At 49.5% G+C, this 13088-nt stretch carries 12 protein-coding genes; 5 read left to right on the top strand and 7 right to left on the bottom strand.

From position 1 onward, the window contains the following. The 6 genes from AC0QH1_RS26775 to AC0QH1_RS26750 all read right to left on the bottom strand — a co-directional run. A partial coding sequence (locus tag AC0QH1_RS26775; RefSeq protein ID WP_324634511.1) for a bifunctional serine/threonine-protein kinase/formylglycine-generating enzyme family protein occupies positions 1 to 1186 on the bottom strand: 1186 nt, incomplete at its 3' end. 169 nt (positions 1187 to 1355) lie between these two features. Further along, complete coding sequence (locus tag AC0QH1_RS26770; RefSeq protein ID WP_324634510.1) at positions 1356 to 2129, bottom strand: hypothetical protein; 774 nt, start codon at positions 2127 to 2129, stop codon at positions 1356 to 1358. Between the two features lie 213 nt (positions 2130 to 2342). Next, positions 2343 to 3284 carry an alpha/beta fold hydrolase gene (locus AC0QH1_RS26765; RefSeq protein ID WP_324634515.1) on the bottom strand — a complete coding sequence of 314 codons (942 nt, stop codon included), beginning with the start codon at positions 3282 to 3284 and terminating at the stop codon, positions 2343 to 2345. Positions 3285 to 3436: 152 nt separating this feature from the next. Further along, the gene (locus AC0QH1_RS26760; protein ID WP_324634509.1) at positions 3437 to 3739 is read right to left on the bottom strand and encodes a YkvA family protein; all 303 of its coding nucleotides are present in this window, start codon (positions 3737 to 3739) and stop codon (positions 3437 to 3439) included. Between the two features lie 196 nt (positions 3740 to 3935). After that, a complete protein-coding gene (locus AC0QH1_RS26755; protein WP_324634508.1) occupies positions 3936 to 5282 on the bottom strand; it encodes a TldD/PmbA family protein in 1347 nt (448 codons plus the stop codon). Positions 5283 to 5488: 206 nt separating this feature from the next. Next, positions 5489 to 6553, bottom strand: a complete 1065-nt coding sequence (locus AC0QH1_RS26750; RefSeq protein ID WP_324634507.1) for a restriction endonuclease, SacI family — start codon at positions 6551 to 6553, stop codon at positions 5489 to 5491. Between the two features lie 191 nt (positions 6554 to 6744). On the opposite strand from AC0QH1_RS26750, the gene AC0QH1_RS26745 reads away from it, so the two are divergent. The 5 genes from AC0QH1_RS26745 (at position 6745) to AC0QH1_RS26725 (ending at position 11998) form a co-directional block, all read left to right on the top strand. Next, the gene (locus AC0QH1_RS26745) at positions 6745 to 7827 is read left to right on the top strand and encodes a DNA cytosine methyltransferase (protein ID WP_324634506.1); all 1083 of its coding nucleotides are present in this window, start codon (positions 6745 to 6747) and stop codon (positions 7825 to 7827) included. Beyond that, positions 7827 to 8423 carry a DUF4129 domain-containing protein gene (locus tag AC0QH1_RS26740; protein WP_324634505.1) on the top strand — a complete coding sequence of 199 codons (597 nt, stop codon included), beginning with the start codon at positions 7827 to 7829 and terminating at the stop codon, positions 8421 to 8423. The genes AC0QH1_RS26745 and AC0QH1_RS26740 overlap by 1 nt, the downstream gene beginning before the upstream one ends. Before the next feature lie 50 nt (positions 8424 to 8473). Beyond that, positions 8474 to 9580, top strand: coding sequence for a DUF4350 domain-containing protein (locus AC0QH1_RS26735; RefSeq protein ID WP_324634504.1), 1107 nt, complete (start codon positions 8474 to 8476; stop codon positions 9578 to 9580). A gap of 102 nt (positions 9581 to 9682) precedes the next feature. Then, the gene (locus tag AC0QH1_RS26730; protein WP_324634503.1) at positions 9683 to 10633 is read left to right on the top strand and encodes an AAA family ATPase; all 951 of its coding nucleotides are present in this window, start codon (positions 9683 to 9685) and stop codon (positions 10631 to 10633) included. Positions 10634 to 10690: 57 nt separating this feature from the next. Further along, entirely contained in the window at positions 10691 to 11998 is a 1308-nt protein-coding gene (locus AC0QH1_RS26725; protein ID WP_324634502.1) for a DUF58 domain-containing protein, read from the top strand. A 78-nt stretch (positions 11999 to 12076) separates the two neighbouring features. Here AC0QH1_RS26725 and AC0QH1_RS26720 read toward each other — a convergent pair whose 3' ends face one another. Further along, positions 12077 to 13039 carry a stage II sporulation protein M gene (locus AC0QH1_RS26720; RefSeq protein WP_324634501.1) on the bottom strand — a complete coding sequence of 321 codons (963 nt, stop codon included), beginning with the start codon at positions 13037 to 13039 and terminating at the stop codon, positions 12077 to 12079. Between the last annotated feature and the right edge of the window lie 49 nt (positions 13040 to 13088).

Here is a 13088-nt window from a genome sequence, read left to right as displayed (position 1 = left end):
GATTATTTCCCATCACTGCTTGCCATTGTGCCTGGGTTACCGGATATTTGCCCATAAAAAATTCCGGTACCCTCACCTGATGTTGCGGACCTTCATTATCAAATCGCTCCAATTCGGTTTGCGGGGAACCCATGAGAAAGGTACCCGCCGGAATGCGTACCATTTCTAACAGGATACCATTTCCCAGGGGTTCGGAAAAATATTGTGCTTGATGGTTACGCGAGTCAATTTGCCTTCCTCTATTGTCTATAGTAATGACTTTAAAGTCAAAGGTTTGCAAAATTAAGTCGGGTTCTTCTATTATAGGAGGAATTGAAATAGGATTAATCACAGCGGGTTGCGCCGGAAACAACAAATCGAACCACTCCTCTACCGACTGCGGACGATTTTCCGGTTCGATTTCCAATCCCCAAACAATTGCCTCGCTGACGCGCCCATCGATATCGGGATTGGCAGTTTGTGGCGCTTCCACGGGGATATTGGCTGCTTTTCTCCACTTTGCCGGCACTGGCAATTTCCCTGTCAGCAACTCATAGAGAGTGACAGCTAAGGCATAGATATCCGTAGAATTTCCGCGTTGGGCGCGGCGTTCGAATTGTTCGATGGGGGCATAATTTTCCGTGCTATAGTTGGTATGGGTTTGCGTCACACCGGGCAGGAATTCTCGGGCGATGCCAAAGTCAATTAATACCGAGGCTAAATTGGGTTGGCGCAGGAGAATATTTGCGGGTTTGATATCGCGATGCAGAAATCCTTGGTTGTGGACGCAGGTGAGAGCTTCGCCGATTTCGCGAATAATCCGTAAGGCTTCGGATTGGGATAATTTTCCCCGATTTACCAAGTAGTCATCCAACCCTTCCCCGGGCACATATTCCATCGCCATGCACCACAGGTTTTCCTCTAAAAAAACATTATAAACTTGGACGATATGGGGATGGCTGCATTTTGCCAAACAAAGAGCTTCGTTGAGAAACTTTTCCTGAAGTTCGTCGAAGTTTTCTTGCCTTTGGCGTTTGTAATTCAGGGTTTTGATAGCAAGGGGTTGTTCGGTTTTGCTGTGGCGGGCGCGATAGGTGACGCCAAACCCGCCAAACCCGAGAATTCCCTCGATGATATATTGACCGTTTTTCAGGGGTTTTCCTGCTGTCCAATGTCGCATGGGAAAGGGCATGATAGTTGGATACATCTAGATTAGCATGAATTCGCGCTTATTGTCCCCCACGCTGGGAAACCCCCGCCAATCCTGATATCCTCTTCCCGGAATTCCCCCTCAAACTGGCAGGGTGGAGGTTCGCGCACAAAGCCCCCCTGCGCGGGATATTTTGCTTTTCCCACTCAATTGAGCCGATATCATATCATTCGGCGGAGTCTTCCAACCAGGCGAGAATCATTGCGATGGGAATGCCAAGGGGGGGAAAGATAAGTTTAATCAGTTCGATGCCGCCTGCTTTTAACATGTTCCGGAGTCGGGCATTGCGGGCGATCGCTTTTTGCATGACGGCGGGATTTCTCAGGGACGGATTGTGGGCGATCGCACCTTGCACAAGCCGCATTGTTTCCGTTGGCAACAGGTCATTTTCCACCACTTCTTCCACAGATTCAACCATCTGCGTTACCGCTTTTGATTCGTGATAGTTCAACCCTGTAGGAAATAACTGCTCTCGGCAATTCTCGATACCCATTTCCGCAAAAATTGCCATCCAAGGCGGTGAGGGAAGTTCCAACAAGCCTTGCAATAAATGAGGCAGTTGCAGATAATCTCCTTGGGCGGTAGCAATTGTTTCCGCCCAAGAAAACACCTGTTTTGTGGTGTGACTGCGGGGAAATCTTCTCGGAATAACCGGGGGTTTTGGCTGCATCACCACCCCGCGCAACCGCCGCCGCAACCGCTGCAAATCCATTCCTGCTTCACCACACTGTTTTCGCAGGAATTCTACTTCATCTTTTACAAGATTTTTTTGCCTTTCGCTCAGCACTTTTCCCGCCAACACTTGCGCCAAATCCGCATCGCAAAGCTTGCAAATGCCGATTAGCAAATGCGCCGGTTCGATTTCTGTGGCATGGGTCAATCTTGCCTCTCCTGCTGCCATTTTCCATGCTAACCTAATACTGGGAGAATATTCGCTCATCGTTTTACTTTGAGAATTCAATCAACTGTTTTCCTTTATCGTAAATGAGAAACCGGGTTTCTTCACCATCAGCGATTGATTGTCACCGATTAGGGTAAGAAACCCGACTTTTTCCCCCACACCCAGTTCCGTTACCCGGATATTTCCCATTTGAACTAGCGCGCGGCGGGGAATTTTGTGCGTTAGCCAATGTTTTCTATGTTGCGGGATTTTTTAGTTAGATAACCGCTGAATAAAAGGTGCGATCGGGCGAATAAATTCCGTTGGAGTTTCATAGGGCATCACATTACGCCCGGGGATTTTAATTCCTTCCCCATTGGGCAAATGTTTTACATAATCCTGCAATCGTTCTTCGGGAGATTCGGTTTTTCCTTCTTTACTAATACTGGAAGCTTGTTCGCCAAACACCACCAAGGTTGGTTGCTGAATATTCTGGATATCCGAGGCATAGTTTTGTCGCCAAAACCCTGCCAAAAAGGAAAACACTGCATAGCGACTGGCGGGATTTTTTGCCCCTTCCTGCAACATTGTCAACCAATTCTCATCCACATCTTCCGCTTTACCAAACAGTTGTTTGATAGAAAAAGACTGCAAAAATTGGCGGCGACGGGCGTAGCGATAAAAAGCATTGCCAATCAAGGTATCGAAAAACAGATTCCAGCGCAATTTTTGCTGTAGCGGGTCTCGTTGTTTGGTAATCACGCGCCACGCCGGCGGACCGCTGAGGGCGAGTCCTTTTATCCAACTGGCTGCATTTTCCGGTGGTTTTGTTTCCCGTTGGACTAATTTAATTGCCACGGGAAATAGCGCGCCTTGCACCACCACGACAACGGGTTTTTTTACCACAGTTTTGATAAAATATAGCAGTTGTTCTGCCCAATCTTCCGGTTGATAAGCGAGGCGGGGCATATCGCTATCGCCGCATCCGAGTAAATCCGGACTATAAATCGGATTGGTTGGCCCATTGTTATACCATTCGGCGCAGAATCGATGCCAAAAATTCCGCGACAATCCAACTCCAATCGGATGAATTAATAGCAACGGCGTTTCGTCAGATTCCGGGCGATACACTTCATAAGCACAGCGATAGTTTTTCCAGGTATAAAACTGGGGTTGGGGAAGAGTAGTGGGTTGAGTGGTGGATTCGGTTTGCATGATATTCGCAATTCGAGTAAGGGTAAATTGTCTGCTGGGGTTGACCCCCGAAACGTCAAAGGTAGGGTAGGCATTGCCCACCCCACACTATCCAAATTGTACCAGAAAACATTTGTTTCTGGAAAACGATTGCCAAGTCACCTTATATTAGATTAATCCAGAGAAACGGCATCTACATCGATGGTCTGGGAATCGGTGTTGGGAGAGGTACCGCTAGCTTCGCGATCGCGCTTTTGGTTGTCCATCCATTGGGCGATCGCTTCGGTAATGCTGGTTAAAAATAGCAACAGCAGAGCGATATCGTCAATTTGTCCCAACAGGGGGATTAAATCCGGGGCAATATCGATTGGGCTAATCAGATAAATTAAGGTAGCGAGAATCACCCCCCAGCGATATTTTGGATTGCGAAGGGCGTTGCGATACAAGTTAGTAATCGCTTGGATGGGAAGTTTCATAAATGACCGATTGACTCCAACAGAATTTGGGTTTGCGACTGTTTGAGATTATAGCAGCAAATCCCAACGATGAAACTGGCATCATTCGCCTTTATACTTGCGATGCGGGAATGAGATATACTCGGAGGCGGAACCTCCAGGGGGGCGTTCCCTGGCTGAGCCAGGGAACGCCCAGGCGCGATTTTAATTCCCGGTTTTATACACTCTCGGTAATACTGGTGAAGTTAAAGGCTTTAACGCGCACCCCGGGAACCACACAACCGCCAAATCGTTGCGGGGTACTGAGGGCATCGATTTGGTGGAGCATTTCCGGTAAACGTTGATTAAAGCGCAGGTTTTCGATCGGATACGCGATCGCGCCGTCTTCGATCCAGAAAGTGCCATCCCGGGTCATGCCGGTGACTTCCAGAGTGCGGGGGTTGACGTAACGCACGTACCAGGCGCGACTGACGAGGATTCCGCGCGGGGTAGCGGCGATTAAGTCGGATAAACTTTTATCCGAACCGGTCATCGCGATCGGGTACAGCGTACCAGTGGGAGTTTTGTCCTGCTGCTGCGCCCAATAGCGGCTGTAGGAGAGCGTTTGCGGAATGCCGTTTTCGATTAACTTCAGATAGCGATTGCTCAATCCATCGTTGAAAAAGGTGCCCGACTGCAACCAGGGATGACCCGGATCGCGCTGCACCTGTACCAAGGGGCTAAACAGTTGTTCTCCCACATAGTTGCCCACCGGTTTGCCTGAGTCATCGGTGCGCGACATGAACGATCGCCCTTCATCGGCGGCCCGGGCGTCCATGTTCCAAATTACCCAAGGCAATAAATCGGCAAAAGCGGCGGCATCAAAGATAACCGGATAGCTGTCTGGACTCACTTTGCGAGGGTTTTGGGAGGCAAAGGCGCGATCGATAACTTTGTGAGCTATTTCTGGCATGGGGATGCGATCGATAGCCCAAGCTGTGCGACGATTCCAACTCGATCCGCCATCAACCTTAGCAGTAAAGCTGAAATCTGCCTCTGTGCCTTGATTGCAGGCTCGCAATCCGAGGGAATTGCCCACTGCTTGTAAGGAGACTTCGGCGCTGAGAGTGCCGAATCCTTCCACCCCCGCCTTGCGACTCAAGCGGCACACTTGTTGCACCTTTTCGCCCCGCGTGAGAGGCGTAATCGTGGCAGTTGCTTCGTCAAATCCGGGGATGCGCGCGTCGTAAACTTGCGGTTCGAGCAAAGGTACCCATTCCGGATCTTCCGGTGCAATGCGCGCCAGTTCTTCCGATCGCCGCAGGGTTTGCGCGATCGCCTCTGGAGTTTGTTCCGAGGTGGAAGCGGAAGCACTGCGCTTGCCAAAATAGCTAGTAATTGTGAGCTTAAACCGATTGCGGCTGATATTTTGCGTAATTTGATTCTCGGAAAACCGACTCAGGGAGGACTCCCCAGCGCTGAGACTGACGAACACTCCTTCTGCTTCAGACTGTGCGATCGCCGAGTCCACCACCGACAAGGCATCCTCTTCACTAATTAAAATGGGGACAGTTGTTTGGGTCATAGGAATGTAAACCTTAGGCGTTTCGAGTTTCAATTCTATTGTACAGGCTAAGGGCGGCGATCGCCTCTTTGGAAGAAATCGGCTAGAGCATAGGTGTGGTTTTAGATAAACCGCACAAGAAATCGGTGTTCCTGACCCGAATTCATGGCAATTTCCTCAATATGTTGTGAATAACCCCGGTTTCTAATTGCTAGTGAACCACCGCCTTACGAGGATTCATTCCAGAGGTTAGCGGCTGTCTTAGCACTATCGAATTGCCGAATATCTCGCAATATTTCCACGATTTTCTCGCCAAACAGTAACCGCCGATTCGGATTGAGGACGCTAGTCCAAGCAGGTAAAACCCGATAAATATTAATGAGAAGAATATCGAGATTTCCTCTTCGTTCAGCAATTTCACTTTGGATATCCGACTCTCGCTCTCTCTCTAGTCCCTCCGCATAAATAAAGCAGTATTCTGCCACGCCATACTCTTTTGCCTTTCTGATGCCGTGTCTGATATCATCAAGAGTCAGGGGGCGATGCTTGCACTCCGTCGCACTTATTAACGTTTGTTGGTGCAAAATCTCAATATCTCCGGCGGTTCGAGCAAAGCGATCGGAAACCTTCGGTTGATAAACTTTTACTTCAAATTCTTGGTTGAGCAGAGATAAAAAAGTTCCCGTAACTGCCACTAAACGCACTCCTCCCTCTGCCTCTTGGAGGAAATTTTGCACAAATCGAATCACGCGATCGTAATTTGGCTCTTCCGGCTCTATCGTAGCTTCTATTATCCTTTCGCTTCGTTGTTTCGCCAGCCTGAGAATATAAACTAAACTGCGGAATACTTCGGCGGGAGAAAAGGCATTGATGCAATCTAGAACATCATGCAAAGCATTGGCTAATTTCTTGTTTTGTAAAGGGTTCGAGCGGTCGTGTTCTCGATTTCTGGCTGGCTTGCTGAGGAAAGGTTCATTAGAAAGACCAAAGAGATTCCCTTTGGTTTTTTCAAATGGAACGACAACAGAATGGCATAGACTCCGCGCATCATACGCTCCCGGTAATTCGCTACTGGCTTGTAATGCTCTCGGATGAATTTGAGAATTTACATATTTAGCCAGAGTTCCCGTCACTAAAATATATTTGAAAGCAATATTTCTGGGGACAGCAATAATTTCCTCTATATTGGTAGCGACGGAGGACCGCGGGGAAATTCTTTCGTCGTCCACACTCCTCCAAGCCGACTCCAAGGCTTCCATTGCCCGTTGGTTATCTACAGTTTGTTTGGTCATTTAGTTTACCAGATTCAAGTTACGAGTAGGTAAGAATGGGATTAAAATCCAGAAGGATTCGTTGACCTCAACTATCTCTTGACAAAAGCCGCTACCTGTGCCAATATTTGAAAAATAAATAACTGGCCGATTGCGTCCAAGCCGAGGCAAGGGCTGTCGGGTATTACACAACATTCAGCGCAGGTTAACCTATGAAAAATATTCATTTGCAAAAGCACTTCAAAACAGCAATAGATTTATTTGCCGGGGCTGGAGGACTTTCCCTGGGTCTTCATATGGCAGGGTGGAATGTTACCACGGCCATAGAAAACGAAAAGTGGGCGATCGCCACCTACCAACAAAACTTCCCTGCCACCCATCTTATCACAAAAGACGCTCGTAAAATTGATTTTACCCAGTTTCAAGGCATTGACTTAGTAGCAGGAGGTCCGCCTTGTCAGCCCTTTTCCGTAGCCGGTAAGCAGCTTGCGAAAGCAGACCCGCGCGATCGCGTACCGGAATTTATTCGGGCGGTGAAAGAAATCCGTCCGCCAGCATTTTTGATGGAAAATGTTCCTGGATTGCAAACCACAAAACATATTGAATATTCCCAATGGCTTTATCGAGAGTTTCGCCGCTTGGGCTATTCGGTTTATATTGATGTATTGGACGCCGCATCTTATGGCGTCCCGCAACATCGCGACCGCCTATTTTTTGTCGGTTTTTTGGGGAAATGTTTGTTTGAATTTCCAGAAAAAACTCACGGTAAGGGTACGCCAAATCCCTATATTTCGGCGGGGGAAGCACTGGCTGACGTTCCCGCAGATGAGCCAAATACGGCTAAAGTTACTTATGCAAAAAACCCCGTGCTTCGCCCCAGTCCTTGGGCGGGAATGTTAGTAAATGGTCAAGGCAGACCGATTAACTTAAACGAACCCTGTCGCACGATTCCAGCAACAGCAGGTGGAAACCGCACCCCCATTCTCGATCCGGATGGAATTTTATTGGAATATCATCAGTATTTAATGAAGGGAGGAATGCCGAAATCCGGCACTGTGGAAGGAGTAAGAAGACTCACAGTGCGCGAGTGTGCTAGAGCGCAATCTTTTCCCGATACGTTTACCTTTGTGGGGTCGAAAACCGCACAATACAAGCAGATTGGAAATGCCGTTCCCCCGAAATTAGCAAAAGCAGTTGCCGAAGCCATTTATCACTCCCTTTATCCCCCCACCCTAGACGATCGCGCTAAATGGGTTTATCCTAGCTGCTATGAGGTAAAACGGGAGGTAAAATAATGGCAACCGAAGAGTTTGAAACCACCAGTTGGGGGTGGCAACTGCAGCAATTGCAACAACGCGCTTCTCAGTGGTGGGAATTGCAACTGTCGCGCATTCCCTTTCCGGATGCGCCGCAATTACAGATTCCGCACTTGGGAGAAGGGGGAATAGTGCTGGTGTGGTCGATCGCGATCGCCTTGGGATTGTGGTTGCTGTGGCGTTTGTCCCCGCTTTTGCTCCCATATCTCTCTGGGTGGCAAAACTGGCGCGGGGAGAGAAAGAAACTAGTGCCCTCGGTGTCAGAAACTCGTCCCACCAAGGTTTGGCTAGAGCGATCGCTTCAGTTTCAGCGCCAGGGAAACTACGGCGAAGCTTGTCGCTGCTTGTATATGGCGATGTTACGGCAATTAAGCGATCGCGGAATTGTTCCCTATCAACTCAGTCGTACCGATGGCGAATATCGCCGTTTAATTCAGCAACAAAGTACCTTCAGTGCGTATCAAACCTTATTGAACGCTCACGAAGAACTGTGCTTTAATAATACCGAAATCACCGCCGAGGATTACGAACGCTGTAAGGAAGCCTATCGCCGGATTGAATTACCCCAAAATTAGCTTCTCAGTTGTGGTTTATTTTTTAAACTTATACCAGGTTAAGGTGAAAAATGACAAGCAATATTTCCTCGCGTCGGTTATGGGTATTTGGCGCGATCGCAGTGGCGGCGATCGCGATTTTTACCTTTCTCGGCGCACCAGCCAGCAGTCAGTATAATAGCGGTTCCACCTATGGGCGCGACCCGGATGGCTACGGGGCGTGGTATGCTTACATGGAACGGCAAAATATCCCCATCGAACGCTGGCAAAAACCCTTTGAAAAACTAAGCGATCGCCACTCCAATGGCAGAGAAACCCTCCTCTTGCGAGTCTACAGAAATTTGAGAGTTTCATCCCTATCCCAAACTGAAACAGAGTGGGTAAAAAAAGGCAACACTTTGGTTATGCTAGGGATAATGACACCCGCAACTAAAGCGCCATTTGTGACTCGGCAAAACAGTCCTGTAGGAGAGATAAAAATTGCAACGCGGCGACGGCAAACGCGACGAGAAACCCAATTACTCGGCGATGAATTCGGCGCAATTGTTTGGGAAACTACCATTGGCGAAGGCAAAGTAATTTTCGCCTCCACCCGTCATTTAGCCGCCAATGCCTATCAAAACGAACCGGGGAACTATCCGTTTTTGGCGCAATTGGTCGCCACAGGCGATCGCCCGATTTTGGTGGATGAATACATTCACGGATACCGCGACCCAGAGGTACTCGAAGAACAACAAACGGCTACTCTAACCGATTATTTGGCCAAAACTCCCGTATTTCCCGTCTTGGTGCAAGCACTGATTCTGTTGCTAATTTTAATCAGTGCCAAAAATCGGCGTTTCGGGCAAATAGAAACCCTCCCCACTCCTCAGATTAATAATAGCCAAGCCTATATCGAAGCCTTAGCAGGAGTATTGCAAAAAGCGGGCACTCGTGACTTCGTTATCCACCGCTTGGGGAAGGAAGAACAACGACAACTGCAACAAGCATTAGGATTGGGACAAGTGCCCGTAGAACCAGAAATTTTAGCCAATGCTTGGGCGCAGCAAACCGGGCGTCCCGCTGCGGATATTCTACAGCAATTGCAAACCGCTTCGCATCCGGGAAAACTGAGCGATTCGGAATTGCTCGGTTGGGTAAAAAAATGGAGTTCCATCCGCAACCGGTTTTTCTCGTAATTGAACGTTCAAACCCTAGCAATTTCTGTTATAAAGGTGGAGATAACCGATAAAAGTGCAAAAGCTCAATACCGGACAATTCTTGAATAATCACAGAACAACATGAGCCAAACTAATACTACTGTCACTCGCCTAGGTCAGGCGCTAGAAAAAATCGTGGTGGGTCAATCTACCGTAGTGCAACAATTACTCGTGGCCCTGCTGGCGGGGGGCCACGTGATTCTCGAAGGGGTTCCGGGAACTGGAAAAACCCTGTTAGTGCGGGTACTGGCGCGATTAATTCAAGCGGATTTTCGCCGGGTTCAACTGACGCCAGATATTTTGCCTTCGGATATTTTGGGAACGAATATTTTCGAGATGAATACTGGCAGTTTTACATTAAAGCGCGGCCCAATTTTTACCGAAGTTTTGCTGGCGGATGAGATTAATCGCACACCGCCAAAAACCCAATCCGCCCTGCTAGAAGCGATGGAAGAACAGCAGGTAACGCTAGATGGAGAAAGCATGGCACTTCCGGATTTGTTTTGGACGATCGCTACCCAAAATCCTCTGGAATTTGAGGGAACTTATCCGCTTCCGGAAGCTCAACTCGATCGCTTTTTATTTAAACTGGTGGTGGATTATCCCGATCCGGGGGCGGAAAAGCAAATGTTGCTCAATTCTCAGGCAGGATTTGAGGCGAAACGGTTGGATTTAGCCCAACTCAAATCCATCGCCACGGTGCAACAAATTCTCGCGGCGCGGGAGGAGGTCAAGGATGTGCGAGTGGCAGAACCGGTGCTGGATTATCTGTTAGAATTGGTGCAGCGATCGCGTCAATATCCGGATTTAGCACTGGGGGCTTCGCCGCGATCGGCAGTGGCATGGTTGCGAACCAGCAAGGCGCAGGCTTGGCTATCCGGGCGAGAGTATGTGACCCCGGATGATGTGAAGGCGGTGGCGTTGCCTTTGTTGCGCCATCGGTTTATCCTCACACCCGATGCCCTGTTAGATGGGGTACAGGTGGATAGCGCGATCGCCTCCCTGCTCAAACAAGTGCCGGTACCGAGGTAAGCGTAAGTGAGATATCGAGATATCATATCGTTACAGAATTAGGGAGGATTTACAACCGTGATTCCGTCAAAACTTCTTTATGTATTGTTCGGTGTGGGCATCGCGATCGCCATCCTGTTGGCGGTTCTGTTTTCGCCCACCATCGCTATTGTGGGAACTTTGGGATTCGATGGGATTCTCTTACTCGTGGCCCTGGTCGAGGGTCAGCGGGTGCGGGGGCGGCGGGTGGAAGTGACCCGCGATGTGCCGGAAAAACTCTCCATCGGACGGGATAATCCGGTGGTGCTGTGGGTGCGTTCCGGCTCTCACTCGGCGGAAATCGCGATCGCCGATGCCTATCCTATCGCCTTTCCCGCGTCTCATCGCACTTTGCGCCTCTCCTTACCGCCGAACGCCACCGAACGGCTGAGCTATACTATCAAACCGGACAAACGGGGCGAATATCACTGGGGGGACATTCAAGTGCGCCAGTTGAGTCCCTGGGGCTGGATTTGGTCTCACTGGACGGTGAAAGCCTCGGAAACAGTGGCGGTTTATCCGGATTTGGTGGGCCTGCGATCGCTCTCGATTCGCCTCACATTGCAGTCCACCGGTACCATGCGCCGCAGGCTCAGCACCGGCATGGGAACCGAATTTGCAGAACTGCGCGAATATAGCGTCGGGGACGATACCCGGGCGATCGACTGGAAAGCCACCGCGCGCCGACATCGCCCTCTGGTGCGGGTGTTGGAACCGGAACGTGAGCAAACCTTGCTGATTGTGCTCGATCGCGGGCGGTTGATGACGGCGCAGGTGCAGGGGATGAAGCGGTTTGACTGGGGCTTGAATGCCACCCTCTCCCTGGTATTGGCGGGATTAAATCGCGGCGATCGCGTGGGAGTGGCGGTGTTCGATCGCGATATACACAGTTGGCTGCCCCCAGAACGCGGCCAGCATCAGTTTTCTCACATAATGGAAACTCTCACTCCCATTCAACCGGTCTTGCTCGAACCCGACTATGTAGGTGCGGTGACGCGCCTAGTGAGTCAGCAAACCCGACGGGCATTGGTGGTGATGATTACAGATATCGTAGATGCAACCGCTTCGGCGGAATTGTTTGCCGCCTTGCGACGCCTGACGCCGCGCTATCTGCCATTTTGCGTCACCCTGCGCGATCCGCAAGTGGATGCAATTGCCCAAACCCCTACGGAAGACCCTAGGGAAATCTATCAGCGTGCGATCGCGATCGACCTGTTATCCCAGCGTCAGGTTGCCTTTGCCCAATTAAAACAAAAAGGCGTCCTCGTCCTCGATGCCCCTGCCAACTTAATTAGCGAACAATTAGTAGACCGCTATTTGCAACTCAAAGCCCGCAATCGGATTTAATCTCACTTAAAGAAATAGGGACAAGAGAAACCCCCTTGTCCCTACCTTTTCATCCCGGCAAAGTTAGTAAAAACCAACTCAAAACTGCTGCCTTGATGGCTGAGTAATATACACCACCAAAACCGCAAATAAACCCATGCCAGTTACATATTTTAAAAAGTCCGGAATGGCGGGATTGGGAGATAAAAACCCTTCGATTATTCCCGCAATTATCAACATCGGGACGATGCCAAACACTAACTGAGCGGCTTGATAACCGTAGAATTTTAAAGAATCCACGCGCTTATAGCGACCGGGAAATAAAAGCGCTCTGCCAATGAGCAAACCCGCCGCGCCGGCCAAGAATATAGCGGGTAATTCTAACGAACCGTGAGGAAAGACAAACGCCCAAAATGGGTAAGCCAAATTATTTTGCCCCACTAACGTGGCTATCGCGCCGATATGCACTCCGTTGTAAGCCATAATAAAAATCGTGTAGGCTCCGGCGGTGATTCCTCCGCCAACAGCGGCAAAAGAAACCCGGATATTATTCACCATAATGCCACTAGAGGCGAGGGGTTCGATGCCGACGATAGAACCCATCCACAATTCCCCTTTGTCGCGCACTTTTTCGATTAACTCTGGAGGCACAACGAGGGAGAGAAATGTCGGGTCTTGCCACCCATACCACCAAGCCACTAACCCCCCGAGAAAGAATGTAGCGGTGGCTACAGCAATGTAAGGCCAAGTTTGCTTTACAATCCGGGGGAAACCCCGGCGATAAAACTCCACTACTGCGCCCCATTCCTGACGCCGAGAGCCTTGATAAATCAGGTGATAGCTGCGTGAGGTTAACCGTTGTAAGTCTTGGAGGATAATATTACCCACCTGCTGGGTTCTGGCGCGGGCTAAATCTGCCGAAACTGACCGATATAAGCTGGCGAGTTCTTCGATTTCCGTGGCTTGTAAAGATTTGATGCCCCGTTTTTCTACGCGCGCCAACAATGCATCCAACCGTTTCCAGTTCGGTTCGCGCCTTGCAATCCAACGTTGAACGTTCATAAAGATTTTCTCGATATTTTGGTAATTTCGTCTAAGATAGCCTTAAACT

Source organism: Phormidium sp. CCY1219 (assembly GCF_055795085.1).
The sequence above is the reverse complement of the archived record's forward strand: the minus strand, read 5'-3'. Positions and strand labels throughout refer to the sequence as shown.